This window comes from Agrobacterium sp. CG160-95 (assembly GCF_053521725.1).
Genome location: NZ_JBNWDU010000009.1, coordinates 170,665 through 196,405, shown reverse-complemented (window position 1 = coordinate 196,405; position 25,741 = coordinate 170,665). Strand labels below are relative to the sequence as shown.

The window sequence follows — 25,741 nt, the reverse complement described above, 5'->3', positions numbered from 1 at the left end:
GGGTAGCACCTTTCTCAGGCGATGGTGTTGACGAGACCGCCTTCGGCACGAAGGGCTGCACCGTTCGTGGCGGATGAGCGGGGGCTGGCGAGATAGGCAACGAGGTTTGCCACCTCTTCCGCCTCCACCATGCGCTGAAGGATCGAAGCTGCGCGGGCTGTGGCGAAAAATTCAGCCTCGATCTGCTTGATCGGCGCGGACGGGTCGCTTGCCTGGCTGCACAGGAAGGCCTCGATCCCTTCCGAGCGGGTCGGTCCAGGCAGCACGGAATTGACCGTGACATTGGTGCCGCGTGTCAACTGCGCCAATCCGCGCGAGATCGACAGTTGCGCCGTCTTGCTCGTTGCGTAGTGGATCATGTCCTCAGGGATGGCGAGGCCGGACTCACTGGAAATGAAGATGATCCGGCCCCAGTTGCGCTCCAGCATGCCGGGCAGATAGGTGCGCGACAGGCGCACGCCGCTCATGACATTGACGTCGAATAGATGGCTCCAGTCGACGTCGGTGATGTCGCCGAAGGCCTTGCTCTCGTAGATGCCGAGATTGTTGACGAGAATATCGATCGCCGGTTCGGCCTTCGCGATGATCGCGGCACCCTCAGCGCTGGCTGCGTCTGCCAGAACGCCAGTGATGTCCAATCCGCCCGATGCCTTGACGGAAGAGATCGCGCTGTCGAGCTTGGCGCGGTCACGTCCCGTAATGACGACGCGCGCGCCTTCTACGGCAAGCGTGCGGGCAATCTCGAGGCCTATGCCAGCGGTGGCACCGGTCACGAGGGCAGTCTTCCCGTTCAGTTGCAGATCCATATCCGTGTCTCCAGATTGATGTTGAGGACAATTTATGATTTGAAAGTCGGACTTACTATTGCCCACACAAGACATGCACCTGTGAATGAGGATCATCAATGCCGCGCATCCTGATGGAACGTTCGGGAGAAATGGAAGTGTTTGCCCGCGTCGTTCAGGCCGGAGGATTCTCCGCCGCGGCCCGCAACCTCGACATCACGCCATCGGCGGTCAGCAAGCTGATCGCACGCCTGGAAACGAGGCTTGGCACACGTCTGCTGGTGCGAACCACCCGCGCTCTGACACTCACGCAAGAAGGCGAGGCCTATTATCATGCCGCGCTTCGGATTCTCCAGGAACTGAACGAAGCGGACCAGGAAGCAGCAGGTGGCGCAGTGCGCGGGCGACTGAGGATCAATACAACGATACCGTTCGGCACGATGTTCGTCGCGCCGGCCATGCCGGAGTTCGTTGCACGCAATCCCGACCTGATCGTCGATCTTTCCTTTACCGACGGGATTGTCGATCTGGTGGCGGAAAAGACCGACGTCGCTATCCGCATGGGCAACCTGCCGGACAGCGGGCTGATAGCCCGCAAGCTAGGGCAAAGCAGGCGCGTCGTCTGCGCTTCACCCGATTATCTGGCGCGCAGGGGTTCGCCGCAAACGCCGGCGGATCTTGCGTATCACGACTGCCTGACGTTCAATTTCCGGCGCGCAAGGCCGTCCTGGCCGTTTCGTGACCGTGACCGGGACATCGCTCAACTGGTCCAAGGCAGCATCGTCGTCAACAACGGCGAGACGATGAAGCAAATGGTGCTGGCCGGCGCCGCCATTGCCCGCGTCGGCCTGTTCCATGTGGCCGACGACATCGCAGCGGGGCGGTTGATTCCACTGCTCGAAGACTTCAATCCAGGCGATCTTGAACTGGTGCATGCCGTCTATGTTGGTGGTGGTCCCCTGCCCCACCGCGTCCGTGCCTTCATCGAGCATATGGTCGTGACACTGGGTGATTCACCGCTGCTGAAAGGGACGTCCTGACCCGGACGGAATATGGGAAAGGCGAATGCCAACGCGTCGCCTTTCCTGTTCCATCAATCGCGATACTCTGGCGCCTGCCGGTCGAGGACCCGCCGGATGCTCTCCAGATGCATTCTGGCACTTTCGGGGTCCCCTTCGCGCATCTGCCTTGCCGCTTCATCGGCGACAGCGGGCACGACCGGCAGCAGTTTGCGGCCGGAACCCATTGCCTTCAACTGAACCTCGGCGGCCCGCTCGAGATAATAGAGATCGTCCCAGGCTTCGGCGATGTTGGGTGCACAAACCATGACGCCATGGTTTTTCATGAACAGGATGTCCTTGTCCCCGAGGACCGAGGCGATCCTGTCGCCTTCGCTTTCGTCCAGCGCCAGACCATTGTAATTTTCGTCGACTGCCACGCGGCCGTAGAATTTCAGCGCCGTTTGGCCAGCCCAGACCAAGGGCTCGCCTTCCACCATGCTGAGCGCAGTCGCATTTGGCATATGGGTGTGGAAGGCGGCTCCAACCCGCGGCGCCATCTTGTGCAGTCGTGCATGGATGAAGAAGGCCGTCGCCTCGGGCACCCCATCGCCTGCGACCACATTGCCTTCGAAATCACAGATCAGCAAAGAGGATGCCGTCGCCTCCTGAAAGGCCCAACCCAGACGGTTGACGATGAAGAGGTCGGGATGGCCGGGCACGATGGCGGAGAAATGGTTGCAGATACCCTCTTCCAGCCCCAGCCGCGCCGCCATCCGCAGACAGGCGGCCAGATCGACCCGTGCCTGCCATATCTCATCGGTATCCAACGAGACATTGCGGCGAACAGCGGCATTTGCATTCGAGATATTGAGTTCGTGAGCCATGCTTGTCTCCTTGTTACATCCAGCCAGCCGCGGCAATCACTGCGGGGAGCTTGTCGAGCGTCGGAACGATTTCATTCGGGTGGTAGTCAGCGAGTGGTTTGCGGCCCGTGCCACGATCGATCCAGACAGTACGAAAGCCAAGCTCACGGGCCGCGGCGAGATCAAGATGCGGGCTGGCGCAGATATGCACCAGTTCATCCATGCTGATGCCGAAGCTTTTCCAGGCGTGATGGAAGATCTGGCTGGATGGCTTGTAGGCACCGGCCTGTTCAGCCGTGATGACGCGGTCGATGTGGCTACCAAGTTGGGCTACGTTTCCAGCAATGATGGCATCATCGGTATTGGAGATGATTGCCAGACGAAAGCCGGCTGCCTTCAGCTTTTCCAGTGTTGCAACCACCTCCGGAAACGGCGGCATCTTGCCGATCGACGAGGTCAGGATTTCCGCATCCGAGACCTCAAACGGAAGGCCGAATTCGCCCATGGCTCGTTCCAGCGCAAGCGCGCTGACCTCGGCAAACGTGCGGTGCGGACGCTCCTCCTCCAGCGAATGTTCATGTTGGTCGTAGATCGAGATGAAGGCCTTCTGGTCGATATCGCCACCTTTTGCGGACAGTATTCTGTCCATTGCAGCAAGCAGCCCTTCGTCCCACTGAATCAGGGTTCCATAGCAATCAAAGGTTAGCCAGGTCGGCTTGGGTCCAATCAGGGTCATGTATCTTCTCCTTGGATTTCCCCGAGATTGACAAAACCCACATTGATTGAGAAATTAAATCTCATCATAATTGTCATCGAGAAATCAAATGAGCTTCGGCTTCGATCTGGATCTTCTGAAAACCTTTGCTGCAGTCGTCGACTGTCGCGGCTTTACGAAGGCGGCCGAACGGGTTCATCTGACACAATCGACGGTGAGCCAGCAGATCAAGAAGCTGGAGGTCAATTTAGGCACCTCCCTGCTGCGTCGGGATAAATCGAGCGGAACCGTGGAAACGACTGAGGCCGGCGAGTTGCTGCTGAGCTATGCGCGCAAAATCCTCGCCATGGCCGATGAGACCGCCGAGATCATGCGAAAACCTTCGGCTCCGCGCACGGTCCGTCTCGGCGTGCCGGAAGATTTCGCCGGACGGCGCCTCATCGATCTGCTGTCAGGATTTTCGGTCGCATCGCCTCATATAAGGCTCGACACAGTTAGCGGGTGGAGCACCGAGCTCCGCCGCTTGTTGGACGCAGGCGAGATCGAACTGGCACTGATCAAGCGCGAGCCTGGCGATGGGGCATGTCTTGCGAGTTGGAAGGAAAAACTGATCTGGGTGGAAAGTGCCGCCCGTCCAGTCGAGACGGATCCGGTCCCTCTCGCGGTGTTTCCCGTCGGATGCATCTACCGGGATCGCGCCATCCGCGCGATCGAGCGCAGTGGTCGCCGCTGGCGGATCGCCTATACCAGCCAGGGTCTGATGGGTGTGCAGGCAGCGGTCGCTTCCGGTCTCGGGATCAGTCTATTGCCTTCCGATGCGGTGCTTTCCGAACACCGGCAACTCGGACCGCTGGATGGGTTTGGTGATCAGCCCGCCTCCGAGATGGCGCTGGTGAAAGGACGGGCGAGCCTCTCTGCAGAGGCGCAGTCCGTCGGCCGCTTCCTGACGGATAGTCTGGGGTCGTAATGTCCTAGGCGAAGGTGCGCGAGTGACCTTGCTACCGTTTCAGGAAAGGCGAAGCGCCGCCTTCAAGCCTACGATCTGCAGATCGAGCCCAAACGCAAAACGTTGATCGGCATTGGCTCCGGCAATCTCACGCATCGCGATTGCAGCGAGCGGAAACTTTGATGCCAGGGAGCTTCTCTCGGCCTGTGCTTACGAAACTCACCCCTCGTGTGCCTGGCTACGGCCTGCAAGCCGGTCATGAACTGCGCCAAGCAGGGCGCTCACCGGGCGCACGTCACCGCAAATGAAAACCCGCTTTTCCGATAGCTGCCAAGCCCTGAACGCATCGAGTTCGGGGCCCGCGTGCATCAGGGCCGTATGCTGGGCATCTTCCCATTCACACACGATTTCGATGCCGTTAGCATGACCGCTTGACCCGAAATATGCCACGTTGGCATGGCCGTTCTCGATGCCGATGAACAACCTCGCCTCACCGCCATGGCTGCAGGCCAGGTTTGATGGCGCGTTACGCAAGCGCTCCACTATCCGGACGCTGCCCTGGCTGAGGCTGGGCGCATCGATCAGGCTTGCCTGCAACATCTCCCGGGCCAGTGCCATCCAGTTTGCCGACATGAAGGGTAGTCGATCAGAATATCTGAATGGCAGCTGAGGTGCCCCCTCCAGTCCAGGCATCTCGACATATCCGGGGAGCGCCCTGATCCGGTTGATCCAGGCGCGGACGGCAGGGTAGGCAGACAACGAGATCCGCGCCTCGTGCGAAAGCGCCACATAGGGAAAGCAGGCGATATCGGCCACGCTCGGTAGGCCCTCGACAAGCCACGACCGGTTTTGCAAATGCATTTCCAGAATAAACAACACCCGCTCACTCGTGCGTGCCGCAGTCTCGATATCCGTTTTTTCGCCGGTCAGGTGATAGAGACGGACGGGCGGGAGGCTGGAGGCAATCTCCTTACCCGCAAAAGCGAGCCATTCCGCTGCATGGCCAAGGCCTTCCGGAGAAGCAGGAAGCCATTGCCGTCCATATGTGCTGGCGAGATAAACGAGAATTGCCTGGCTGTCCCGTATAACCGTCTCACCGTCAACGAGAACGGGGACCTGCCGAAGGGGATTTACGCTCTCGAACGACGGTGCCAATTGTTCCGCCGCCAGTAGATCCACTTCACGTTTCTCGTAGTCCATGCCGAGCATGGAAAGGAGCATACGAATCTTGTGGCAGTTTCCGGATCGGGGGAAATCGTAAAGCAGCATGAGCCTTCAATCCCCCTTTGCGGGCGCCGTCATGGCGACCGCACAAACGGTCGTCAGCAGGGCCAGGGCACCGATGTAGACTCCGACGGCTGAAATGCTCCCGAAGGATCCGATCAGCAAAGTCGCCACGACCGGTGCCAATCCGCCACCCAGAGCGGCAGCAATCTGGATGCCGAGCGACATGCCAGTATAGCGAACTTCGGCGGGAAATTGCGCGCTATACAACGCCGACTGCGGCCCAAACATGCTGGCGTAACTGAGTGCAAGCGCCAGGATCACGGCAATGTTGAAGTTGAAGAGTGAACCAGAGCCTATCAGCATGAAAAGCGGCAAAGCCATTACTGCCAGCATTATGCCGCCGGTCACATAAACACGCCGTGCGCCAACGCGATCACCGAGCCAGCCGAAAAAGGGTATGGTCACGACCTGCAAAGCGGCGCCGAGCATGACGGCGTTCAGTACGTCCGCACGGGAAAAGCCAAGGGTCGAGATCGCATAGGAAATCGAAAAGACGACGATCGTGAAATACAGGGTCACTTCCGCGAGCTTGCCGCCAATCGTCAAAAGAAGCGCCTTTCGGTGGTGACGGAAAACCTCCACCAGAGGCATCACCTTGGCCGCCTTCGACCTTGACGCTTCGAATTCCGGGGTTTCGTCGACCTGGGAGCGGATAAAGATGCCAATCAACACCAGCAATGCACTACCAAGAAACGGAAGGCGCCAACCCCAACTCATAAAACTTTCCTCCGGCAAGCGCGTCACCAGGGCAAAGGCCCCGGTGGACAACAGCAATCCAAGGGGGGAACCCATCTGGGGAAGACTGCCGAAGAGCCCTTTCTGTCGAGCAGGCGCATGTTCGACGGCCATGAGCATGGCGCCCGCCAGCTCGCCACCAAAGGAAATTCCCTGCGCCAGCCGCAGGGTGACCAGCAGAACCGGCGCCCAGATGCCGATTTGCGCATAGGTTGGCAGCAGCCCAATCAGCACTGTCGCGATCCCCATCAGCAGCAGGCTGAGCGAAAGCATCGCCTTGCGCCCGGCGCGATCGCCAAAATGACCAAAGATCATGCCTCCAAGCGGGCGCGCAAAGAAACCCGCTGCAAAGGCGCCAAATGCTGCGAGTGTCGCCGTGGCCGGGTTGTCGGATGGAAAGTAGAGGTGATTGAAGACCAGGGCCGCGGCGGTACCATAGGCGAGGAAATCAAAACCCTCGATGATTGTCCCGGCCATAGTGGCCGCTCCAACCTTGATGAGCCTGCCGCTTTTTGACACGGCAGTGCGATCTGCCGGCATGGCAGCAATTGTATCATTCATGACGTTCCCCTTGTTTGGACAACAATGTTGTCTTATGGGATACAGATAACTCGGAGCCGTGGTTTTCGCAAGTGCGAAAACGGAGTAGATAAACGGAACCCGATCATAAATTTCGATTAGAGCCCTGCGCTGGGCTGTGCTATGTGCGCTGCAGTTTTCTGCAGGACAACAGGATCCATCTGATGAGTATCCCCTCTCATTCCATTACCAACGCGGCTTCGGACTTCGGCCCCCAGGCGCGGGCGCTACGCCAGAGGCGCAATCTCACGCTCGACCGGGTGGCGGAACTGACGGGTCTGACCAAAGGGCATCTTTCTCGTTTCGAAAGAGGAGAGAAGGCGCTTTCCGTTGCTGCGTTGCTGCGTCTTGCCGCAGTGCTCAACACGTCTGTGTCGTCCCTGCTTGGCGAGCAGGTGGACGACGACACCTTCCGCCTTGTTCGCCGGGAAGAACGCAAACTGCATCACACCGAGGTCCGTGATGGCGGCTACGGTTTCGTCACGCTGAGCAGGCCAACAGAAAACAGCGGCCTCGATGCGTTCATCCTGGAAATGACCGCCAATGCCGAGCGCATCAATGAGGCGCACCATGGCGGCGAGGAAAGCTTCTATGTTCTCGACGGGGAGGTCGAAATTCGCGTTGCGGACAAGGTAATGATCCTGGCCGAAGGTGACTACCTTCAGTTTCCCGGACGACTGAAGCACGTGATCCGCGGACGAAAGGATCTCAACCGTGTCTTCATCGTGATCGCCGGCAAATAGCAGGCGCCGGTTCCACACCGGCGCCTGTTTGCCAGAGGTTTTCAGACCCCGTCTTTCACGGGGACTTTTGACCAGAGCGAGCGCATATCCCGCAATACCCACGTCAGTCCATCATCCGGGATGAGATAGCCTCCAACGCCGTCGGTGAAGAGGATATCGTAGATGCGACGGCTCGCTGCGTCGATCGCCGGCTCGCTGGTATCGCCATCGACCGGCTCGGGAAGCATGATCGTGATCGTGTCCCGCTCCTCGGCCACGACCTCCACCTTGTAGTCGCCCGCCGGCATCACGCCAAAATGCTCAGTCAATCCCGAAACAGGATCCTCGATCAAGCGTTGCCTGAGGTCACCATCGCGGCGAATTTCCCGGTAGTGCGCTGTGAAAATATCGTGCCTCTCGCTCATTCGTTGTTCCTTCGATAGCTCTGCCGCATGCCAAGCAGTTCAAGCTTCAATGCCTGCGGCATGATCCAGCAGAAGAGTTCCGCGCTCTGCCAGAGGTCCATCTGGTTGATGATATTCCCGGCGTCGGCCGCATGTTCCGCGGATGGTGGAATGACATAGTAAAGGGTATCGCGACGCTGCATGCGTATGTCGATTTTCACATCGTCGGACACCTCCACGCCCATCGATTTCAGAGCGGATTTCGGGTCGGTCTCGATGGCCTCGCGGAATGCGGGATCGCGCCACGCCTTCTCGATCAAGGCGCGCTCAAGGGTTTGCTTCATGGTCTTTCCTCTACGGCTGCAAGCAGGATGTCGGCAACCTCCTGCGGATGGGTCAGGATCACCATATGTCCGGCATCCAGTGTTTTGACCGTCATGCCAGCTTCGCCGGCACGTTTGGCCACATCGTCGAAATACGATGGACGAGCAATGCAATGAATAAAGGTTCCCGCAATTCCACCGGGCTCACCCTGGGGCAGCGGTTCCTCATGTGTCTTGATCGGCATTGGCGTGAGCCTGCTGTCATCGACATCTCCAAGTTCAGGGAAGAAAGCTTTTGTCTCCACGGGACGAACCAGCCAGGGTCGATCTTCCAGGCGGAGCATCTGGAACGCGTCGCGCTGCCACGGCAGCAAATCCCAGGCGCATTCACCGGCCTTCGGAAAAAATGCATCGACATATACGAGGCGTCGCAACTGTCCAGCAACGCGGGATGCGACGCCGGTGATCACCATGCCACCGTAGCTGTGACCGACCAGCACGACGTCCTCCATGCGCTCCCACTCGATCAGGCGCGCGACGTCTTCGATATGGGTTGATAATCCGGTCTCTTCGGTCGCCAGATGAAAACGATCCGCCAGACCGGTAAGGCTCGGCGCAAGAACCCGGTGCCCCTTCGCTTCGAGGAGGCGGCGTATTGGTTGCCATTGCCAGCCACCCGCCCAGGAGCCGTGAACAAGTACAAAAACAGCCATGGCTCAACCTTCCATCACATCGAAGCCTGCCAGTTCACTGGCTGGTTCGTCGAACGATACGACTTTCCTTTGGGCAGTCCGGTTCAGCATGAGCCTCACGACATCGGGTCTTGAATAATGCCCGACCGGATCTGCGGCGGCCTTGGCGTAGATGATAGCCGCGGGATCGAGCTCCGCGTAAAGCAGTCCTTCCTCGGTCTCGTTGAGCGGCGTAGCGAGCTCGCTTCCATCGGGGCCGAAGATGCGAGCATGGCCACCACCCCCTTGCAAAAGGGCGTTCTTCGTTGCGTCATCGCCGCACAGCAGTTCGATCATGTCAGGCGAAACGGTGGCGCATGGTGCAAGCACGAAGCACTGGCCCTCGACTGCGTAGAGACGCGACGCAGCAATATTGACCTCCGGGCCCAGCGCATTGGCAGCGCCACGATAAACACTGAAACTCGGCCATGCAGCCACATGGATTTCCTCATGCTGCGAGTAGAGGGCATATTTGGAGAGCGGCTGAAGATGCTCCCAGCAGCACAACGCGCCTATGTTGCCAATCTCTGTCGCGTGGACCGCAAGTGAAGAACCGTCGCTTTCGCCGAACAAGGTGCGCTCGACATGGGTTGGCTTGAGCTTGCGCCGTACCCCGACGGTCTCGCCCTTGTCGTCGATGATCCACTGGCCCATGTAAAGACTACCAGCGTCGCGCTCGCTGTAACCCATCACCACGAAAATGCCTGCCTTGCCGGCCGCTTCACTGATCAGCTTGGCCTGCTCGCTTCCGAGGATAAGCGAGTTCTCGTGGTATTGCTTGACGAAACGCATGCCCCAGGCAGGTGAATCCAGCCACAGGAACCACGGATAACCCGGCAGCCAGGTCTCCGGAAAGGCGATCAGTCTGGCGCCATTTTCCGATGCCTCGGTGATAAGTTTGATTGCCTTTTCTACGCCCGCTTCGAGATCCAGAAACGCCGGCGCCGCCTGCACGCAGGCGACCTTGATTGGTGTCTTCATTAGAAGTGCTCCCCTTTTTTAATAAAGCGGAGCAATGATTACCAAGAGACAACAGAGTTGTCCATTGGTGAATTTAAGTTCCTCAGAGACTGTTCGTGGCAGTTTCACTGATCAGCGCTCGCAACGCTCGTATCTGCAAGTCGAGCCCAAAAGCAAAACGCTGATCGGCGTTTGTTCCGGCAATCTCATGCATTGCGATCGCGGCAAGGGGGAACTCAGCGGCAATTTGTGCCTCCTCACGGCCCGAGTTCGTCTTACCGCCGCCCAGGGCCTGCTCCTCTATCACAAAGCCGATCACGAAATAGACGACCGTGAACGCACCCCAACTTGCGACCCGGTCGTCCGCGCCGGCTTGCTTGAGAGAGCCGATCAGAAGCGAGCCAACGCGCAGCACATTATCGGACAAGGGATAGGTGCCCGCAAAGACGCGCGCGGCATCGCGGCGCGACAGCAGTGCATGGCGCACTTCGGCAGCCACTCGCCCAAGCCTTGCATCCCAGGCCTCGCCTTCCGGATTGTTTGCAGCGACCGGCTCCATCAGGGCATCCGCCATCCCTTCCAGCAAGGCGTCCTTGTTGGCGAAATGCCAATAAAGCGACGGCGCCTGAATATTCAGGGCGTCTGCCAGCTTACGCATGGTCAGCCCGTCCATACCGACCTCATCCAGCAGCTTCAGTGCCGTCGCGATGACCTCGGTTTTCACAATGCGCATGTCCGCCTCCAGTTTTTCTGTTGACTCTCTAACACTGTTAGGCAAATCTAACAACGTTAGATTGGAGCACTCCTCATGAACTATGATGTTATTGTTGTCGGCGCCGGGCCTGTGGGACTGTGGCTGGCCTGCGAGTTGAAACTTGCCGGCGTGGATGTCGCCGTTCTTGAGCGGCGTACCGAGCGAACGGTGCAGTCGCGTGCGCTCACCATCCATGGACGTTCGCTGGAAGTATTTGCCTTGCGCGGCTTTGCCGATCGCTTCCTCAGCACCGGCAAACCGATCCCGACCGGCCACTACGCGGTCCTCGATACGCGGCTGGATTTCTCACCCTTTGACACGCGCTTCCCCTACACCCTGTTTATTCCGCAGGCCGTGACCGAGGAGCGTCTGGAAGAACGCGCGACTGAACTCGGCGTCGTCATAGTGCGGGGCGTGGCAGCAACCGGAATTCTGGACGACGGGAACCGGGTGCACATCTCTACCGATGGCGGAGAGTATTCCGGCGCCTATGTGGTGGGAGCGGATGGCGCTCGCAGCATCGTGCGGGAACAGGCTGGCATCTCCTATGCTGGAGCAGAAGCCCGCAATTCGCTTATGCTGGCAGACGTGGTTCTTGCCTCGCCACCGGCAAAACCCGTCGTGTCGGTCACCAATGAGCATGGCTCGGTGATGATCGCGCCTCTCGGTGACGGCAAACACCACCGCATCGTGCTCGTGGATCCGCAGAGGACCCATGTGCCGCGAACCGAACCGGTCACTCTGGAAGAGGTAGCGGGACCGACCGCGCGCATTATCGGCGAGGACTATCAGCCTCGCGACCCGATCTGGCTCTCGCGTTTCGCCGATGAGACGCGCCTTGCCGGAACCTATCGCAAGGGCCGCATCCTGCTCGCCGGCGATGCCGCCCATATCCACGCCCCCATGGGCGGACAGGGCATGAATGTCGGACTGCAGGACGCATTGAACCTCGGCTGGAAACTGGCCGCAGTCGTGAAGGGCGAAGCGTCCGACAAACTGCTTGATACCTATGACGAGGAACGGCGTCCGATAGGACAAATTCTCTACACCAATACCCTGGCGCAGGTCGCGCTCGTCACCCGGTTCGATCCGGCGACCCTTGCCTTGCGCGGGACGCTGAACGAACTCCTGAAAATTCCGGCAGTCAATCATCGTCTTGCCGGTGAGCTTTCCGGTTTCGACGTCGCCTATGGCGCAGATGCGAAGGCGGCCCTTACTGCCGGACAATTGGCGGCAGGGGTACGCGTTCCCGATATCGAACTTGTCAGTAGGGACGGCGGACCGATATCGCTCTACAGCCTGCTGGTCGAAGGAGGTTGGCTTCACCTTTCCTTCAAGCCGGGCGCATCGGTTTCCGGGCCGGAATGGTTGCGATCCAGCAGCGTCAAATCCTTGTCGGCAGATCCTTCCGATCATGCCGCCCTTCGCGGCGTTCGGGCGCTGTTGGTCAGGCCCGACGGTTATGTCGCTGCGATCGATCAGAAATAAGGGAGAGTATCGATGGAAACTCTAAATCCCCCGTCCCTGACGGGCGCCTTCTCGCACCTAATTGCACAAATCGCCGTAACCCCGCCTGGCGCGCGTCTTGCCGCCATCTCGGGCCAGGTCGCGGTCGACAGGGCAGGTCAACTCGTCGGTGGAAACGATCACGCGGCCCAGGCGAGGCAATGCTTCAGCAATGTCCTCGACGCCCTCGCGGCCATAGAAGCGCATCCGAAAGACATCTTGCAAATGAGGCTCTACGTGGTCCGGCATACTCCGGATCTCGTTCCGGCGCTCTTCGGTGCGGGCTCAGACATATTCGGCGATAAATGGCCGGTTTGTGCAAGTACCTGGATCGGCGTTGAAGCACTCGCCATGCCCGAATGGCTTGTCGAGATAGAGGTTCTGGTCGCCCTGCCATAACGTACAAGGTATTATGAGGCGCGGGGCGTCCGGGAGCCGGACACCTGCGTCTCATTTCATGAAGGCCGCGAACATGATGCGACCATCACGCCTTGAGATCCCATCAGGGGTGAGTAGCGGCCTGCACCGTGGCAGAGTGAGGTCGCTAGAAAACTCTCTGGAGGCCAATCATGCCGATAACAGCAGATCAAACTCAAGCGCAGACCACTACCGCCGTCGATCTTGGCGCAATATTCGTCTCGTTGGAATTGAGTAAATCGACGTGGCTGGTGACAGCTCTGTCACCTGGCAGCGAGAAGATGTCCCGCCACTCTGTTACTGGAGGGGATATTGCCGGCTTGTTCGCATGCTTTGCAGCGCTTCGTCAGAAAGCCACTCGGCGAAAGAACATACTTTACCCACTGGTAGTGATCCAGGAGGCCGGGCTGGATGGCTTCTGGCTGGGACGAGTGCTCAGCAAGGAAGCTTGGATCGAGAGCCACATTGTAGAAGCCGCATCAATTGCCATGCCGCGCCGCCATCGCCGGGCGAAGACCGACCGTATCGACGGCGAAACGCTGATCCGCGCATTGATGGCATGGAAACGTGGCGAGCCTCGCGCGTGCTCAATGGTCAAACTTCTCTCACCCGAGGAAGACGACAATCGACGGATTGGACGGGAGCGGAAAACTCTGATTGCGGAACGTGTCTTCCACGTCAACCGCATAAAGGGGCTGCTCTTCACGCAAGGAATTCGGGATTACCAACCTGTCAATCGAGATCGCCGCCAACGTCTGGAAGAACTTCGGACTGGCGATGGTCGGCCACTCTCAAAGCATTTGAAAGGGGAAATCTGCAGAGAACTCGATCGCCTCGAATTGTTGCTCACACAAATCAAGGCTGTTGAAGCCGAGCGAGATGCCTTGATCGTTCAGGAGACGCCGGAAACGCCGAAAGAAGCGACCGCGCTTTTAGGCATCAAAGGAATAGGCCCAGAGTTCGCTACGATACTTTACACGGAAGGCTTGTTCCGACACTTCGACAATCGGCGGCAAATCGCATCCTATGCGGGCCTTGCGCCCTCCCCTTGGCAAAGCGGCAACGTCAATCGCGAACAAGGGGTCTCGAAAGCGGGAAATCCGCGATTGCGGGCAACGATGGTCGAACTCGCCTGGCTATGGCTGCGCCACCAACCGAGATCGACTTTAACGCTATGGTTTAAGGAACGCATCGCGCGGAACGCCGGCCGCTTAAAGACGCCGATGATCGTTGCGCTCGCGCGTAAACTGCTCGTGGCCCTCTGGAAGTATGTGAGCTCCGGCGTCGTCATCGAAGGTGCAATCATGAAAGCCGCCTGAAACACAAACTGCTGCGAAACACAGTTTCTAATCCTCAGGGCCTGATCAGCCCTGACGGATCCAGGTGAACGGACCGGGGATCCTTTTGGCTTTCAACGCCGACCTTGAGTTTGGTCCCGTTCTCCTGAGCCCGTGCCCGTCGAAAGCGGGATAATGGTGCAGCCGCGTGAGAGCGGCGACCGGATGTGAGGTTGTATAGGCCCGAGAACCGGGGCCGGTAATTGCTATGGGCTCAGACCGTGGATCCGCCTACGAAGGAGAAAATCGATGCCACTCGAATGAACAATTGACAAAAATCCTGATGTGAAGGGATCGGAACCGTCGACCCCTCCCATTTTTTTTTGAACCCACAGGACGCTGATCTATGTTGGAGTCGGCAAGCTCGCTTTCTCGGGCGCCACTCCTAGCCTGGCGCCCGCATTCTTGAAATCTTAGCTGGTGGTCAGCGACCCACGATCACCACGGCTGACGACCATGGCTTCCGAAAAAGCCTCCTGTGGGGCCGTCGCTTCCGATCAAGGCCATTTTGATCGCTGTCAAAGCCCCCTCTTCAGGTGAGATGAAGCCCGTGTTGTTGTTGAGATCCGTCTTGACATGGCCGGGCTCTACGACATTGACCTTGATGGCGAAGGGCTCCAGCTCTTTCGCGAAGGCAACCGTGACGGCGTTGAGCGCAATCTTGGAGGCGGTGTAGTCGAGCAGATTGACGCTCGAATAAAGCGACGTCGGGTCGGTTATCAGGGTCAGTGAACCCACACCACTTCCCATCATGACGATACGCGCCTCGCCGGCGGCCTTAAGGAGAGGCACGACGGCTTGGATCACGCGAATGGGGCCGAAGAGATTCACTTCGAAGGTCGATTTAATAACCTCCATCGTGACCTGGCTTGGGGGCGTGGTGACATCGACCAGAATCCCGGCATTGTTGACGAGGACGTGGAGCGCGTCGATTTCGTCTGAGAGCCGAGTGGCTGCTTGTCTCACACTTGTGTCGTCAGCGACATCGATGACGAGTAGCCGGACATCCAGGCCGTCGCCCCTCAGCTGCGCGACCGCCTTCTCCCCACGCTCGGGATCTCGGGCACCTATCCACACGGTCATGCCTTGCTCGGCCAATCCTTTGGCGATGGCAAACCCAATACCCTTGTTCGCGCCAGTTACCAGCGCATGCTTCTTTTCAGTCATGGGTTGCCACCTCAGTTTTCGGAGCTGTCGACTGGCCTGGCGACATGGTAGCCAAGTTCGCCGATAAGGCGCGGCTGCACGGAACGTGATGCGAAGCGCCACTCGCCATCGACGAACTCGAACGTATCGAGATATCGGCCTGTGACGATCGGCTGAAGCGGCAGGCCTGGGAGCTCCTGATGGACGGTGAAATAGCTCACCGCCCTGGCGCTCGTGGCTGAATTGATATCAATGATGACGTTCGAGACCGCATGCCAGGTCCTGGGCGTTCCGTCCTCGTGATGCTGGACATTGTTCTTAAAGAACAGCGCGACCTCGTCTCGGCCGTGAACAACGGTCTCGCCGACCGTGAACCTTGCGTTAGCGAGCAGCTCGGCATTCTCTGCGATCTTGCCGTCATCGACGTTGTGGACGTAGGTGGATATGAGACGGCCGATTTCGCTCTCGGCGTTCAGGCGGTCGATAACGTCGACCTTTGATGGGTTCTGGAACATGAGAATTTCCTTTCTTTAATGGGAAGCAAGCGTGTGCGGTCACCAGGGCTGGGTGCCATCGTGTCCGAAGAAGCCGCCCGTCGGGCCGTCGGGGCCGATCGTTGCCAGCCGGATCGCACTGACAGCCCCCTCGTCCGGGGTCAGGGCGCCGTTGTTACCGTTGAGGTCGGTGGCCACGCTGCCAGGCTCGACTGCGTTGACCTTGATGCCGAGCGGCGCGAGCTCCTTGGCGAAGGCAACGCTCACCGCATTCAACGCCGTCTTCGACGAATTGTAGGCGAGCAGATTGGCCGTGGAGTAGATGGACGTCGGATCGGTCACGAGGCCGAGCGACCCGAGACCGCTGCTCATCATCACGATACGCGCGCCTTTCGCCTTCTTGAGAAGCGGTAGAAAGGCCTGGGTTACGCGGACCGGCCCGAAGACGTTGACCTCATAGACGGCCTTAAGCTCGTCCATGGGCTGCTCGCTCGGTGGGTTCGAAAAACCGAGGGCGATCCCGGCATTGTTGACGAGCACGTCGAGAGCATCGATCTGTCTGTTCAGAAAGGATGAGGCCGCTTCCACGCTTCCGGGATCCGCTACATCGAGCAGAAGCACGCGCGCGTCGATGCCCGCTTTCTCTAGTTCAGCGACGGCAAGCCGGCCTCGTTCCGCATCGCGGGACCCGATCCAGAGCTGATATCCAAGCTGGCCCAGGCCCTTTGCGATCGAGAGCCCGATGCCCTTGTTGGCACCGGTAATTAGCGCTCTTGGTTGATTGGTCATAGCTGCCCCATCACGCCTTCGACTTGTCGATCGGCTGGCCGACGTGATTATGGAGATCACCAAAGTGGCGTGGCTTCAGAAGGCGGTATACGAAACGCCATTCGCCATCGTGCTTCTCGAACGTATCGACATATCGACCGGTGCAGATTGGCTGCAGCGGGAAATCTTCCAGCTCCTGATGGACGGTGAAGTAGCAAACGGAGGTCGCCCTCTCGCCGGAAGTTTCGACGTCGACGATGATGTTGGAAATCTGATGCCAAGTCCGCGGCGTTCCGTCCCCATGGCGCTGGACCCCGGCTGCGAGGTACTTTTCGATACCGTCGCGGGTGCTGGCGGTTTCGCCGAGAATATCCATGGTTGCGTGCTGCAGCAGTTCCGCGACCTGATCGAACTTTCCGTCGTCAAGGAGATGAGTATAGGTCGAGAGCAGCCGCGTGATTGCGCTTTCGGCATCGAGGCGTGCGATGATGTCGGTTGTATTGGTCATGTCAGTTCCTTTGTGATTGACGGGCCCAAGGGCTTCGTTTGGTTTAGAAGTGAACGGCTTGGGGTTGCGGGATCTCAGTGCCGGTTGAGGGCCGCTTACGGCGAACCGTCCGGATGGCTATGACGGTGGCCAGAAGCGAGACCGCAGCGGCCACGGCGAAAGCAGTTCCGAGGCCAATCGTGAACTGACTAGGCATCGCGTTGCCGGCATAAACGGCCGCGATGATTGCAAGGCCAAGCGCACCACCGACCTGCTGGTCCATCTGGAGCAGTCCGGACGCTGCCCCGGCGTGCTCATCGGGTACGCCTTCCATGATGGCGACAGTGCCCGGCGCGAAGATCAGGGCAACGCCAATGGCATGCACGACCAGCGGAACAAGCACATCAGGGAAATAGGAGCTGTCACCGTCGAGCATCGCAAAGCCAACAAAGCTTGCGGCAACCAGCACGCCGCCGATGGCGAGTAGCGGCCGCGGCCCGAACCTGACGATGAAGCGTGGCATGGCGGGAGAAATCGTGAATATGGTGACGGACAGGGGCAGGTAGGCGAGCCCGGCTGAAAGGGGCGCAAAGCCGAGGACTTTCTGCAGGTACTGCACAATCAGAAACAGCATCGAGAAGTGCATACCGACGATGATCGCCATCACGGCCAGTCCGCCGAGGCGGGGTCTGCTCTGCAGGAGCGAGAGATCGAGCAAAGGTCCTGCAGTCCATGTCTCGATCCGGAAGAACGAGACGAGAAGACCGATAGAGATGGCAAATGACACTACAGTCGACGCCGCGGTCCAGCCATGTTCAGCGGCGCTGATGAAGGCGTAGACGAGTGCGACGGATCCGAGTGTCGCCGTCAGCGCACCCGCGATGTCGAGCCGCGCCGGCTTCGGCTGCGTTTCCTTGACCAGTAGCCCGATAAGAACGAGGACGACCGCTCCGATCGGAACATTGATGAGCAGCGACCAGCGCCAGGACAAAAGGTCGGTCAGAGCCCCTCCGAGGATGAGACCGACGGACGCTCCGACCGACGATATCGAGATGAACAGCGACAGGCCACGGTTCCGCTCGGTTTCATCCCGCGCCATCGTCGTGATCAGCGCGAGAACACTTGGCCCCGCGAGGGCGGCCCCCATGCCCTGAAGGACACGGGCGGCAATGAGGAGAAGTGGTGTTCCTGCCACCCCGCCCAGAAGCGATGCTGCGACGAAGATGGCGATGCCGATCTTGAAGGCCTTCACCTGGCCGCAGATGTCACCGAGACGACCACCGAGCAGTAGCAGGCCGCCGAACGCCAGGGCGAAAGCGTTCGGCACCCACGAAAGCCCGGCCGGGGTAAAACCGAGCTCTGTCTGGATCTTGGGTAGAGCGACCAGAACGATCAGAAAATCCATCGTCAGCATGAGCTGCGCTGTCAGGATCGTCGCCAGCGCCAGCGCTGGTCGAAGACGTGCAGAATTTGAGGACACGGGTCCTCCTTCGCTGGTCGCCATGTCGCGCCACCCTTTCTTGAAGTCACGGTTTTGGAAGGTTGTGCTGAGCCAGGCTCGGCCCGTGGGCGTCAGACCTGGGACGCGCCGCCGTCGACGATCAGCTCGACGCCGTTGATGTAACCGGCATCCTCGCTTGCGAGAAACGCAACGGCTTTTGCAATGTCTTCCGGCTGCCCCAGACGGCCAACAGTGCTCCTGGTCTCGAGGTAAGCCATAATCTCGTCCCGCTTGTCGTCCGGGAAGTAGTCATGGAGAGACTGGGTCTTGATCGGTCCTGGGCTGACGACGTTGATGCGGATACCAGTGCCCCGGATGTCTTCGATCCAGGATCTGGCCAGATTGCGCAGGCCTGCTTTGGTTGCGCCGTAGACGCTCATGGAGCCGCCTGGCTGGATGGAGGCCGTCGATCCGATAAGGACGACTGCGGAGCCGGGTCCCATCAGAGGGAGAGCCTTCTGCACGGTGAAGATGACACCCTTCAGATTGGTGTCGAAAATGCTGTCATACTGCTCTTCGGTGATGGCACCTAATGGAGCCAGGATGCCGAAGCCCGCATTGGCGACGAGGATGTCGAGCGTCGCATACTCGGCCTTGATGTCTGCATACAGCCTGTCGAGATCCTGAAGATCCGAAACGTCCGCTTTGATGCCCTTCGTGGCGCCGCCGATCTCCTTCACCGCTGCATCCAGCTTCGCATCCTGACGACCGGTGATGATGACTTTCGCGCCGAGCGAAGCCAGTTCCTTGGCGATCCCGAGACCGATCCCCGACGACCCGCCCGTGACCAGCGCGACTTTTCCTTCATATGACATCGATGTTTCCTTTATGGATATGGGCGACCTATTTAGTGGTCACTATATAGATAGCTATATCCGATCGACGGTCAGCGCAACACCTATTTAGCAGTCGCTATATATTTTCCGATCGCGCTTGTCGCCGGAGCTAGCGTTCGCTATAAAGAAAGGCTGAACAGGGTGGTCCATGGAATCAAAGGCTCGCAAAAGACGTCCAGCGTTTGACCGGGAAGAGGGAGTGGCAATCGCTCAAGGCCTCTTCCACGAACGCGGCTATGATGCCGTAGGCGTGGCGGAGCTGTGCGATGCGCTCGGTATCGTGGCACCTAGCCTCTACGCGGCCTATGGCAGCAAGGCCGAGCTGTTCAATCGGGCGATGAAGCGCTACGTCGAGACAGATTTCCTGCCTTTGGACGATATCCTCACGTCCGATAGCAAGCCTGTGGAAGCCTTGACGGAACTCTTCGTCAGGGCGACGGAACACTATACCCGCCACGACAAGTGGAAGGGATGCATGGTTACTGAAGGCATGCGCGCTGACGACGAAACGGCGAGAAGCATGGCTGCCGAGCTTGCCAAGGGCGGCAGCGACATCATTGGCAACTACATCCGAGAACATCAGGCGAAGGATCCGGAGCGCGTCACCGACTATGTCCTGATGACCCTTCGCGGTCTGTCCTCCTATGCGTGCCTCGGTTATTCGACCGAACGTCTGACCCATTGTGCGGAGATGGCCGGGCGCGCGCTGGAAGGCGATTTCGACACGCGCACGGCCTGATCCATTCCGTCTCGGCACTTACTCGATATCCGCGTCGATCCGTTCGATCAGGCCGGCTGAATTTGCCGCAATTTTGAGGGTGCCGATCTCGTGACCGAAGTCACCTGTGAAATCCAGGCGAACGACCGTATTCAAGTCGTCGAGGTTTTCCATCGACAGAAGCTCACTGCGGGTATTGTACCCGACGAAGAACCGCTCGATGTAGCGTCGCACACCTTCAGTTCCGACGAATGCATCGCCGACAGATACGTCATGGATGACAGCATCCACTGCGAACAGGGATAGTGCACCGTCGAGGTCGAAAGCGTTGGTGACTCGGATAAAGTTCTCGATGAGCTTCTGCATGGCTTGCTCCTCAGAGATCGATGATTGTGGTGTCGGCGATCGTTTCGGCAAATCCATTGCCAAACAGTCCGACCGGTGTCTGAAACCCTCCCCTGGCCTCGCCCGCCAGGACGCGACGCCCGGCCTCCGCCACCGCGATTGCGGTAAAGCTGTAGCCGTTGACCGTGTCGAGGAGCGAGCGGAAAACCTTCCCTTGGGCATCGGTCACTTCGACGATTGCCTGATAGCGGTTCGCCAGCCGCTCGTCTTCCGTCGGCCCATCGGGGAGCAGGGAGAGATCGCCCTGTGGAAAACCATTGCCCGTCACGTGCACGAAGGTCTCGATGTTGGGAACCCCCGTCGAACGCCAGATGGTGATGAGATCGGGAAGTGTCACCTGGAAACTGTCGACAGCGCCCTGACCGAAGTCGAACTTCCGGATGCTGTTTGCGACCGTGACCAGCTCTCGATCCACGCGCGCGAGCGTCTCAGCCGTCATGTTCTCGGTCGCGCTGATGGCGGATCCCCGGGACATCCCACCGGACACATGCATCGCAATACTGATCTTGCGGGGATTCTGCACCCTTGCGACGGCATGTCCGGCGAGGCTTCCGAGCATGGCAACACTGCCACCACCGCCAGGCATCAACATCACGCCCGCAGCTCTCGCATCGCCGTCGAGCAGTTCGGCCAGACGATAGCTGTCGAGTTCGGCCGCGGTATCGAGATAGTGCATGCCGTTGCGGATGGAGGCTTCCATCAACAGTTTCGCGGTCCGCATGAAGGGACCGGCGCAGTTTAGCAGGACTGATATATCCGTAAGATTCCGGTCGATCGTGTCGGCATCTTCGAGCGCGAAAACCCGGTACTCGGCACCGTGTTCGGCCGCGAGCTTGGCCAGGGCTCCTTCGCTGCGTCCTGCCAGCACGACCTGAGTGCCGGCAGACCTGGCATGTTCTGCCACCATGCGCCCCGTGTATCCAGTCGCGCCGTAAATCATCATTTTCTTCATGTCAGTGCTGCCATTCCTTGTAGACAAATTCGAGTGAGTAGCCGTCGAGATCGCGGACCTGTGCCGCGTAGTAGCGAGGGTCGTAGTGAAGCTGCGGTCCGGGCGGATGGATCTCGGTGGCCCCTGCAGCCATGGCTGCGGCATAGGCGGCATCGACCTGTAACTTGCCGTTGGCGATAAACCCAACATGCGCGGCGCGCGCTTCGACGACGCCCATGCGGAGCCAGAAGAACACCCGGCCGTTCGCCCCAAAACCTTTGAGATCGGGATGGCCGGGAGGGCCGTCCTTTCCGTCGTAGTCGATGGCGTGGGCGATCCAGAGAGGTGCGAGCGCCGCCTCATAGAAAGCGATGGAGCGGTCGATGTCGCTGACCGACAGAAAGACATGGTCGAGCATGGCGCTCTCCTTTGGATCAGATGATGTAGCCGCCGGCGACTTCGATATTCTGGGCGTTGATCCAGCGGCTCTCCTCAGATAGCAGGCTGGCAATCACGCCGCCGATCTCTTCCGGCTCGCCCACCCGACCGAGAGCAGTCTGTCCCGCCAGCATCGCTTCGAACTCATCGTTGAGACCCCCCCCTAGTTCGGTGCGGATGGCACCCGGGGCGATAGAGTTTGCCCGGATGCGTCGCTCGCCAAATTCCTTGGCCATGTAGCGGGTCAGAACTTCCAGGCCGCCTTTGAACGATGCGTATGGGGCAACGCCCGCGGTTGCGACGCGGCTTGTGGCGCTTGTCATGTTGACGATATGACCGCCGTCCTCCATCAGCGGCAGCAGGATCTGGGTCAGGAAGAACGGCCCTTTGAGATGGACGTTGAACAGGCCATCGAACTGGTCTTCCGACACATCGGTGATCGGAGCGTAAAGACCGTATCCGGCATTGTTGACGAGGTAGTCGAAGGTCTGACGGCCCCAGACCGTCTGAAGTTGTACCTTGACCGCATCCCGGAATTCCGGGAATGCGCTGATGTCGCCGACATCGAGCTTCAATGCGACGGCCTTGCCGCCCTGCGCCACGATCTCGCTGACAACCTCATCGGCTTTGGCGGGATTGCTGTTGTAGGTGACGACAACGCCCATGCCGCGCTTTGCGCAGTGGATCGCGGTGCTGGCTCCAAGGCCTCGGCTGCCGCCGGTAATGATGACAATTTTCATGTCTCTTTGCTCCATGTCTGTGTTGACCTGAAGCTACGTCGGCGCCGGGTCGTTCGCTCACCCATTTCTCTCTGAAACTTGCCTATTTCTGCTTTCGTCTTGCGCGCTCATCGAAGCTCTGCAAAGGTCAGAAACATGGAAAAGCAATTGACCGAACTGCGCGCACTGGCGTCGAAGGCCGAGAACAGGCGCACCGAGACTGGCATTCCGCGCGTGGCGATGGTGCAGGGTGAAATCCCCGAGCACCAGCTCGCCGCCGTCTATGATCCGATGGTCAACCTGATTCTGACAGGATCGAAGACGATGACGGTGGGTGACCGGACGTTCCACTACGACCCAGCGACCTATTTCGTGATGTCTGTGGATCTGCCGGCCGTCGGATCTGTGCATCCGTCGTCGGCGGGCGAACCCTATCTGGCGGTCAGCCTGACACTCGACCCGACTATCGTTGCGGGCTTGATCCGCGACCTGCCCGTCAAGGTATCAAGCGAGCTGTTCGGCTCGGGGTTTTCCGTTGCCCCGGTCAACGAGGAAGTTCTCGACGCCTGGATCCGGATGTTGCGGCTGATGGAGAGACCAGACGAAATCGCGATACTCTCCCCCGTCTACGAGAGGGAAATACTCTTCCGCGTCCTCCAGGGACAGCTTGGCTGGATGCTTCGAGATATTGCTTCGCCGGATACCGCGCTGTCGCGCATCAGCGTGGCAATCAACTGGATCCGTCAAAACTTTGCCGAGACGATCAGGGTCGAGGCGCTGGCCGAAATGGCGGCCCTCAGTGTGTCAGCATTCCACCGCCACTTCAAGGCGGTCACTGCGCTTAGCCCCTTGCAATACCAGAAACGCGTCCGCCTTCTCCATGCCCGCTCCCTGCTGATCGCCGGGCAGGGCAACGCGACATCGGTTTCCTTCGGGGTAGGATACGAAAGCCCGAACCAGTTCAGTCGCGAATACACGCGACTGTTTGGGCTTCCGCCTTCGAAAGACCTCGCCAAGGCGACGCACGAGCTCAAGGTCACGTAGCGCGGCGGCGCTTCGGCAAGCTGCTTTCTTGAGAAGAGACATATCGTAAATTACGGAGCTGCCGAGCTATTTATCGACCTGAACATGGCACCGGCCCGTTCGGCTGTTGCCATTAACCGCGATCTTTCCATCCCCGTATAGGCCGAAGCCGATAGGCCGCGAATTATGGTGACCACCAGATCGGTGATGATATCGCCATCGTCAGGCGCGCGCTTGATAAGCTCCTCGCGAATGGCGCTATTCATGATGGCACTGAATTCCTGAGCGATCCTGCGCGCATCGGCATCCGCAGCACGTGCGCCCTCCGTCACCAGGCAGCCCCGGCAGTCGCCATTGCGCGAATACTGGTCGGCAGCGGAAACAAGAAGCAGGGCGACGGCATCACCCAGATCGCGTCCGTCGAAGAACCCGGAAAGCGGCAACGCCTGGTCCATCATGTACCGATCGAGAACGCTTCGGAACAGTCCAGCCTTGCTGCCATAGGCCGCATAAAGGCTCGGCGGATTGATTTCGAGGGCCTCGGTAAGGTCGGCGAGACTGACCCCATCGTAGCCGCGCTCGTGAAACAGACGCTGAGCGCGTTCCAGCCCCAACTGCCGGTCAAACGGGCGGCGCGGACGGCGTGTACGAGCAGTTTCAGCCACATTTATCTCCATTGTTAGAAGGAGATAATAGCAATCGCTACATATTTTGGCAATCGGCATTGCAATGCGTTTGTAGTGATTGCTATTATCTGTCCTGCGAAAAGGAGCAACGAGTATGACGAACGAGATTTCCAAAAAGATCGCTGTGATTACCGGCGGCAGCAGTGGCATCGGACTGGCGATCGCCAGACGACTGATCGCATCCGACATGCATGTGGTGATAGTCGGCCGACGCGCAGAAGCACTGGACAAGGCCCTCATCGCACTCGGTGCCAATTCGGAACGCATAGTCGGTGATGTTGCCAATCCTGCTGCCCTGCGCGAGCTGTTCCGCCACATCAGCGATCGTTTTGGTCACATCGATGTTCTGGTTGCCAATGCCGGAAAAGGTATCCACGCACCCCTCGGGCAGATCACCGAAGAAGCCTATAACGAGCAGTTTGACACCAACGTCAAGGGTATAGTTTTTACCGTTCAGGAAGCACTGCCGCTGCTGCGCAAGGGATCCTCCGTGGTCATTGTCGGTTCAACGGCTTCGATCGATCCGGGGCCGACAATGAGCATCTACGGCGCCACCAAGGCTGCCGTCCGCAATCTCGTTCGAAGCTGGATCAGCGACCTGAAGGGCTCCGGGATCAGGATCAACATCGTAAGCCCCCGCCCGACGAACACCGACTCTCTCCGCATTGCATTCGGTGACCACGCAAAAGAAGGCATGGAGTTCCTGACCAGCAAAAGCCCGATCGGACGCATTGGCGAGCCGGAAGAAGTCGCGGAAGTTGCGGCTTTCCTTGCAAGCGATGCCGCAAGCTATGTCAATGGCATTGAACTGTTCGCCGATGGCGGCGCATCACAAGTCTAACCAAACGAGCCCGCCGGTCTTGGACATTGCCCGGCACGCCAAGCCGACCGACAGAAAGAATGATCCATGGATCTGTTAAATCACATCGAATTTCCTGTTTCGGATGGGGAGCTATTGAAAGCCTTCTATGAGGAGGCCCTTGCCCCTCTGGGCTTTCATGTCGTCATCTCCGTCGATCCAGCACACACGAAACATGGAGGGACGAGATATGGGTTTGGTCGCGGTGGCTATCCCAGTCTGTGGATTCACGAAAGGAAGGGGCAGCGCGCCGCAATCCATGTTGCATTCACGGCCGACAGTCGAGCAGCGGTAGATGCTTTCTATGCGGCGGCTATGAAGAGCGGTGGGCGCGACAACGGCCCGCCTGGTATTCGAGAACATTATCACTCAAGCTATTATGCGGCCTACGTTCTCGACCCAGATGGAAACAACATCGAGGCTGTTTGCCAGATCTGATATGATTATCACCAGTGCGGATAGTCGCCCTGCTCTGGTGACGGTCCTCGCCTATACCCGGAGCTTCTTCCCAAGAACAAGCCCGCCCCTTGGACCCTTTTTTTGAACGCCACAATCTCACGCCTTGATGGGGATCGAACTTTCGGTTCCAGTTGTTTCGGCTAAGCCTTTGGTCTGCAAGACTGCTACAGCAACTGGGCGGCGAAAGTTTATTATAGAAAATAATC

Annotated in this window: 31 protein-coding genes; 10 read left to right on the top strand and 21 right to left on the bottom strand. The window is 58.9% G+C overall.

Translation table 11 applies throughout. The features are described 5' to 3' along the window. Positions 1-14: 14 nt before the first annotated feature. Positions 15-806 carry an SDR family NAD(P)-dependent oxidoreductase gene (locus ACQZ63_RS25020; protein ID WP_173998275.1) on the bottom strand — a complete coding sequence of 264 codons (792 nt, stop codon included), beginning with the start codon at positions 804-806 and terminating at the stop codon, positions 15-17. 98 nt (positions 807-904) lie between these two features. Between ACQZ63_RS25020 and ACQZ63_RS25015 the strand changes: the two genes are divergently transcribed. Continuing rightward, complete coding sequence (locus ACQZ63_RS25015) at positions 905-1,825, top strand: LysR substrate-binding domain-containing protein (protein WP_173998273.1); 921 nt, start codon at positions 905-907, stop codon at positions 1,823-1,825. Positions 1,826-1,878: 53 nt separating this feature from the next. Here ACQZ63_RS25015 and ACQZ63_RS25010 read toward each other — a convergent pair whose 3' ends face one another. After that, a complete protein-coding gene (locus ACQZ63_RS25010) occupies positions 1,879-2,670 on the bottom strand; it encodes an aldolase (RefSeq protein ID WP_173998271.1) in 792 nt (263 codons plus the stop codon). Positions 2,671-2,683: 13 nt separating this feature from the next. Further along, positions 2,684-3,385 carry a haloacid dehalogenase type II gene (locus ACQZ63_RS25005; RefSeq protein ID WP_173998269.1) on the bottom strand — a complete coding sequence of 234 codons (702 nt, stop codon included), beginning with the start codon at positions 3,383-3,385 and terminating at the stop codon, positions 2,684-2,686. 88 nt (positions 3,386-3,473) lie between these two features. Here ACQZ63_RS25005 and ACQZ63_RS25000 point away from each other — a divergent pair, with 88 nt between their 5' ends. Next, the gene (locus ACQZ63_RS25000) at positions 3,474-4,331 is read left to right on the top strand and encodes a LysR substrate-binding domain-containing protein (RefSeq protein ID WP_173998266.1); all 858 of its coding nucleotides are present in this window, start codon (positions 3,474-3,476) and stop codon (positions 4,329-4,331) included. 198 nt (positions 4,332-4,529) lie between these two features. On the opposite strand, the gene ACQZ63_RS24995 is transcribed toward ACQZ63_RS25000, so the two are convergent. Together ACQZ63_RS24995 and ACQZ63_RS24990 are read right to left on the bottom strand one after the other, a co-directional pair. Continuing rightward, on the bottom strand, positions 4,530-5,579 hold the full coding sequence (locus tag ACQZ63_RS24995) for a glutathione S-transferase family protein (RefSeq protein WP_173998265.1): 1,050 nt from the start codon (positions 5,577-5,579) through the stop codon (positions 4,530-4,532). A gap of 6 nt (positions 5,580-5,585) precedes the next feature. Continuing rightward, positions 5,586-6,809 (bottom strand): MFS transporter, encoded by a 1,224-nt coding sequence (locus tag ACQZ63_RS24990; protein WP_236776487.1) that lies wholly within the window; start codon positions 6,807-6,809, stop codon positions 5,586-5,588. A 266-nt stretch (positions 6,810-7,075) separates the two neighbouring features. On the opposite strand from ACQZ63_RS24990, the gene ACQZ63_RS24985 reads away from it, so the two are divergent. Beyond that, positions 7,076-7,654: a helix-turn-helix domain-containing protein gene (locus ACQZ63_RS24985; RefSeq protein ID WP_173998263.1), complete on the top strand. Its 579-nt coding sequence runs from the start codon at positions 7,076-7,078 to the stop codon at positions 7,652-7,654. Between the two features lie 41 nt (positions 7,655-7,695). Here the strand turns inward: ACQZ63_RS24985 and ACQZ63_RS24980 are convergent, their stop codons facing one another. The 5 genes from ACQZ63_RS24980 to ACQZ63_RS24960 all read right to left on the bottom strand — a co-directional run bounded on the left by ACQZ63_RS24980 (position 7,696) and on the right by ACQZ63_RS24960 (position 10,784). Then, positions 7,696-8,058 (bottom strand): hypothetical protein, encoded by a 363-nt coding sequence (locus ACQZ63_RS24980; protein ID WP_173998261.1) that lies wholly within the window; start codon positions 8,056-8,058, stop codon positions 7,696-7,698. Next, positions 8,055-8,381 (bottom strand): nitrile hydratase, encoded by a 327-nt coding sequence (locus tag ACQZ63_RS24975; RefSeq protein WP_173998258.1) that lies wholly within the window; start codon positions 8,379-8,381, stop codon positions 8,055-8,057. Before ACQZ63_RS24975 ends, ACQZ63_RS24980 begins: the two co-directional genes overlap by 4 nt. Beyond that, entirely contained in the window at positions 8,378-9,073 is a 696-nt protein-coding gene (locus ACQZ63_RS24970) for an alpha/beta fold hydrolase (protein ID WP_173998256.1), read from the bottom strand. Before ACQZ63_RS24970 ends, ACQZ63_RS24975 begins: the two co-directional genes overlap by 4 nt. 3 nt (positions 9,074-9,076) lie before the next feature. After that, positions 9,077-10,072 carry a carbon-nitrogen hydrolase family protein gene (locus ACQZ63_RS24965; protein WP_173998254.1) on the bottom strand — a complete coding sequence of 332 codons (996 nt, stop codon included), beginning with the start codon at positions 10,070-10,072 and terminating at the stop codon, positions 9,077-9,079. Positions 10,073-10,154: 82 nt separating this feature from the next. Beyond that, positions 10,155-10,784 (bottom strand): TetR/AcrR family transcriptional regulator C-terminal domain-containing protein, encoded by a 630-nt coding sequence (locus ACQZ63_RS24960; protein ID WP_173998252.1) that lies wholly within the window; start codon positions 10,782-10,784, stop codon positions 10,155-10,157. A 75-nt stretch (positions 10,785-10,859) separates the two neighbouring features. Between ACQZ63_RS24960 and ACQZ63_RS24955 the strand changes: the two genes are divergently transcribed. The 3 genes from ACQZ63_RS24955 to ACQZ63_RS24945 all read left to right on the top strand — a co-directional run bounded on the left by ACQZ63_RS24955 (position 10,860) and on the right by ACQZ63_RS24945 (position 14,047). Continuing rightward, positions 10,860-12,293, top strand: a complete 1,434-nt coding sequence (locus ACQZ63_RS24955) for an FAD-dependent monooxygenase (RefSeq protein ID WP_173998250.1) — start codon at positions 10,860-10,862, stop codon at positions 12,291-12,293. Between the two features lie 12 nt (positions 12,294-12,305). Beyond that, complete coding sequence (locus tag ACQZ63_RS24950) at positions 12,306-12,710, top strand: RidA family protein (RefSeq protein WP_173998248.1); 405 nt, start codon at positions 12,306-12,308, stop codon at positions 12,708-12,710. 170 nt (positions 12,711-12,880) lie between these two features. Then, positions 12,881-14,047, top strand: coding sequence for an IS110 family RNA-guided transposase (locus ACQZ63_RS24945; protein WP_173998246.1), 1,167 nt, complete (start codon positions 12,881-12,883; stop codon positions 14,045-14,047). Positions 14,048-14,503: 456 nt separating this feature from the next. Here ACQZ63_RS24945 and ACQZ63_RS24940 read toward each other — a convergent pair whose 3' ends face one another. The 6 genes from ACQZ63_RS24940 to ACQZ63_RS24915 all read right to left on the bottom strand — a co-directional run bounded on the left by ACQZ63_RS24940 (position 14,504) and on the right by ACQZ63_RS24915 (position 19,276). Further along, complete coding sequence (locus ACQZ63_RS24940; protein WP_173998244.1) at positions 14,504-15,232, bottom strand: SDR family oxidoreductase; 729 nt, start codon at positions 15,230-15,232, stop codon at positions 14,504-14,506. An 11-nt stretch (positions 15,233-15,243) separates the two neighbouring features. Beyond that, positions 15,244-15,726 (bottom strand): nuclear transport factor 2 family protein, encoded by a 483-nt coding sequence (locus tag ACQZ63_RS24935; RefSeq protein ID WP_173998242.1) that lies wholly within the window; start codon positions 15,724-15,726, stop codon positions 15,244-15,246. A 39-nt stretch (positions 15,727-15,765) separates the two neighbouring features. After that, positions 15,766-16,494, bottom strand: a complete 729-nt coding sequence (locus ACQZ63_RS24930) for an SDR family oxidoreductase (protein WP_173998240.1) — start codon at positions 16,492-16,494, stop codon at positions 15,766-15,768. Between the two features lie 10 nt (positions 16,495-16,504). Continuing rightward, entirely contained in the window at positions 16,505-16,981 is a 477-nt protein-coding gene (locus ACQZ63_RS24925) for a nuclear transport factor 2 family protein (protein WP_173998238.1), read from the bottom strand. Positions 16,982-17,024: 43 nt separating this feature from the next. Next, positions 17,025-18,440 carry an MFS transporter gene (locus tag ACQZ63_RS24920; RefSeq protein WP_336510316.1) on the bottom strand — a complete coding sequence of 472 codons (1,416 nt, stop codon included), beginning with the start codon at positions 18,438-18,440 and terminating at the stop codon, positions 17,025-17,027. A 92-nt stretch (positions 18,441-18,532) separates the two neighbouring features. Then, positions 18,533-19,276 (bottom strand): SDR family NAD(P)-dependent oxidoreductase, encoded by a 744-nt coding sequence (locus ACQZ63_RS24915; RefSeq protein WP_173998233.1) that lies wholly within the window; start codon positions 19,274-19,276, stop codon positions 18,533-18,535. Between the two features lie 220 nt (positions 19,277-19,496). Here ACQZ63_RS24915 and ACQZ63_RS24910 point away from each other — a divergent pair, with 220 nt between their 5' ends. Beyond that, entirely contained in the window at positions 19,497-20,036 is a 540-nt protein-coding gene (locus tag ACQZ63_RS24910; RefSeq protein ID WP_336510315.1) for a TetR/AcrR family transcriptional regulator, read from the top strand. A gap of 18 nt (positions 20,037-20,054) precedes the next feature. Here the strand turns inward: ACQZ63_RS24910 and ACQZ63_RS24905 are convergent, their stop codons facing one another. The 4 genes from ACQZ63_RS24905 to ACQZ63_RS24890 are packed head-to-tail and all read right to left on the bottom strand — an operon-like array spanning position 20,055 to position 22,529. Continuing rightward, positions 20,055-20,381 (bottom strand): nuclear transport factor 2 family protein, encoded by a 327-nt coding sequence (locus ACQZ63_RS24905; protein WP_173998229.1) that lies wholly within the window; start codon positions 20,379-20,381, stop codon positions 20,055-20,057. A 10-nt stretch (positions 20,382-20,391) separates the two neighbouring features. Next, positions 20,392-21,372 carry a saccharopine dehydrogenase family protein gene (locus ACQZ63_RS24900; protein WP_173998227.1) on the bottom strand — a complete coding sequence of 327 codons (981 nt, stop codon included), beginning with the start codon at positions 21,370-21,372 and terminating at the stop codon, positions 20,392-20,394. Position 21,373: 1 nt separating this feature from the next. Then, positions 21,374-21,769, bottom strand: a complete 396-nt coding sequence (locus ACQZ63_RS24895; RefSeq protein ID WP_173998225.1) for a VOC family protein — start codon at positions 21,767-21,769, stop codon at positions 21,374-21,376. Positions 21,770-21,785: 16 nt separating this feature from the next. Continuing rightward, complete coding sequence (locus ACQZ63_RS24890) at positions 21,786-22,529, bottom strand: SDR family NAD(P)-dependent oxidoreductase (protein ID WP_173998223.1); 744 nt, start codon at positions 22,527-22,529, stop codon at positions 21,786-21,788. 135 nt (positions 22,530-22,664) lie between these two features. On the opposite strand from ACQZ63_RS24890, the gene ACQZ63_RS24885 reads away from it, so the two are divergent. Continuing rightward, positions 22,665-23,552: an AraC family transcriptional regulator gene (locus tag ACQZ63_RS24885; RefSeq protein ID WP_173998221.1), complete on the top strand. Its 888-nt coding sequence runs from the start codon at positions 22,665-22,667 to the stop codon at positions 23,550-23,552. A 50-nt stretch (positions 23,553-23,602) separates the two neighbouring features. On the opposite strand, the gene ACQZ63_RS24880 is transcribed toward ACQZ63_RS24885, so the two are convergent. Then, entirely contained in the window at positions 23,603-24,196 is a 594-nt protein-coding gene (locus tag ACQZ63_RS24880; RefSeq protein WP_173998219.1) for a TetR family transcriptional regulator, read from the bottom strand. Between the two features lie 115 nt (positions 24,197-24,311). On the opposite strand from ACQZ63_RS24880, the gene ACQZ63_RS24875 reads away from it, so the two are divergent. Both ACQZ63_RS24875 and ACQZ63_RS24870 read left to right on the top strand, forming a co-directional pair. Continuing rightward, on the top strand, positions 24,312-25,058 hold the full coding sequence (locus ACQZ63_RS24875) for an SDR family NAD(P)-dependent oxidoreductase (RefSeq protein WP_173998217.1): 747 nt from the start codon (positions 24,312-24,314) through the stop codon (positions 25,056-25,058). A gap of 72 nt (positions 25,059-25,130) precedes the next feature. Next, the gene (locus ACQZ63_RS24870) at positions 25,131-25,514 is read left to right on the top strand and encodes a VOC family protein (RefSeq protein ID WP_211387618.1); all 384 of its coding nucleotides are present in this window, start codon (positions 25,131-25,133) and stop codon (positions 25,512-25,514) included. The last annotated feature ends 227 nt before the right edge of the window (positions 25,515-25,741 follow it).

Bases quoted from the DNA above. Each gene is read 5' to 3' on its own strand.
- ACQZ63_RS25020 (WP_173998275.1), bottom strand. From the start codon at position 806: ATGGATCTGCAACTGAACGGGAAGACTGCCCTCGTGACCGGTGCCACC.
- ACQZ63_RS25015 (WP_173998273.1), top strand. From the start codon at position 905: ATGCCGCGCATCCTGATGGAACGTTCGGGAGAAATGGAAGTGTTTGCC.
- ACQZ63_RS25010 (WP_173998271.1), bottom strand. From the start codon at position 2,670: ATGGCTCACGAACTCAATATCTCGAATGCAAATGCCGCTGTTCGCCGC.
- ACQZ63_RS25005 (WP_173998269.1), bottom strand. From the start codon at position 3,385: ATGACCCTGATTGGACCCAAGCCGACCTGGCTAACCTTTGATTGCTAT.
- ACQZ63_RS25000 (WP_173998266.1), top strand. From the start codon at position 3,474: ATGAGCTTCGGCTTCGATCTGGATCTTCTGAAAACCTTTGCTGCAGTC.
- ACQZ63_RS24995 (WP_173998265.1), bottom strand. From the start codon at position 5,579: ATGCTGCTTTACGATTTCCCCCGATCCGGAAACTGCCACAAGATTCGT.
- ACQZ63_RS24990 (WP_236776487.1), bottom strand. From the start codon at position 6,809: ATGGCCGGGACAATCATCGAGGGTTTTGATTTCCTCGCCTATGGTACC.
- ACQZ63_RS24985 (WP_173998263.1), top strand. From the start codon at position 7,076: ATGAGTATCCCCTCTCATTCCATTACCAACGCGGCTTCGGACTTCGGC.
- ACQZ63_RS24980 (WP_173998261.1), bottom strand. From the start codon at position 8,058: ATGAGCGAGAGGCACGATATTTTCACAGCGCACTACCGGGAAATTCGC.
- ACQZ63_RS24975 (WP_173998258.1), bottom strand. From the start codon at position 8,381: ATGAAGCAAACCCTTGAGCGCGCCTTGATCGAGAAGGCGTGGCGCGAT.
- ACQZ63_RS24970 (WP_173998256.1), bottom strand. From the start codon at position 9,073: ATGGCTGTTTTTGTACTTGTTCACGGCTCCTGGGCGGGTGGCTGGCAA.
- ACQZ63_RS24965 (WP_173998254.1), bottom strand. From the start codon at position 10,072: ATGAAGACACCAATCAAGGTCGCCTGCGTGCAGGCGGCGCCGGCGTTT.
- ACQZ63_RS24960 (WP_173998252.1), bottom strand. From the start codon at position 10,784: ATGCGCATTGTGAAAACCGAGGTCATCGCGACGGCACTGAAGCTGCTG.
- ACQZ63_RS24955 (WP_173998250.1), top strand. From the start codon at position 10,860: ATGAACTATGATGTTATTGTTGTCGGCGCCGGGCCTGTGGGACTGTGG.
- ACQZ63_RS24950 (WP_173998248.1), top strand. From the start codon at position 12,306: ATGGAAACTCTAAATCCCCCGTCCCTGACGGGCGCCTTCTCGCACCTA.
- ACQZ63_RS24945 (WP_173998246.1), top strand. From the start codon at position 12,881: ATGCCGATAACAGCAGATCAAACTCAAGCGCAGACCACTACCGCCGTC.
- ACQZ63_RS24940 (WP_173998244.1), bottom strand. From the start codon at position 15,232: ATGACTGAAAAGAAGCATGCGCTGGTAACTGGCGCGAACAAGGGTATT.
- ACQZ63_RS24935 (WP_173998242.1), bottom strand. From the start codon at position 15,726: ATGTTCCAGAACCCATCAAAGGTCGACGTTATCGACCGCCTGAACGCC.
- ACQZ63_RS24930 (WP_173998240.1), bottom strand. From the start codon at position 16,494: ATGACCAATCAACCAAGAGCGCTAATTACCGGTGCCAACAAGGGCATC.
- ACQZ63_RS24925 (WP_173998238.1), bottom strand. From the start codon at position 16,981: ATGACCAATACAACCGACATCATCGCACGCCTCGATGCCGAAAGCGCA.
- ACQZ63_RS24915 (WP_173998233.1), bottom strand. From the start codon at position 19,276: ATGTCATATGAAGGAAAAGTCGCGCTGGTCACGGGCGGGTCGTCGGGG.
- ACQZ63_RS24905 (WP_173998229.1), bottom strand. From the start codon at position 20,381: ATGCAGAAGCTCATCGAGAACTTTATCCGAGTCACCAACGCTTTCGAC.
- ACQZ63_RS24900 (WP_173998227.1), bottom strand. From the start codon at position 21,372: ATGAAGAAAATGATGATTTACGGCGCGACTGGATACACGGGGCGCATG.
- ACQZ63_RS24895 (WP_173998225.1), bottom strand. From the start codon at position 21,769: ATGCTCGACCATGTCTTTCTGTCGGTCAGCGACATCGACCGCTCCATC.
- ACQZ63_RS24890 (WP_173998223.1), bottom strand. From the start codon at position 22,529: ATGAAAATTGTCATCATTACCGGCGGCAGCCGAGGCCTTGGAGCCAGC.
- ACQZ63_RS24885 (WP_173998221.1), top strand. From the start codon at position 22,665: ATGGAAAAGCAATTGACCGAACTGCGCGCACTGGCGTCGAAGGCCGAG.
- ACQZ63_RS24875 (WP_173998217.1), top strand. From the start codon at position 24,312: ATGACGAACGAGATTTCCAAAAAGATCGCTGTGATTACCGGCGGCAGC.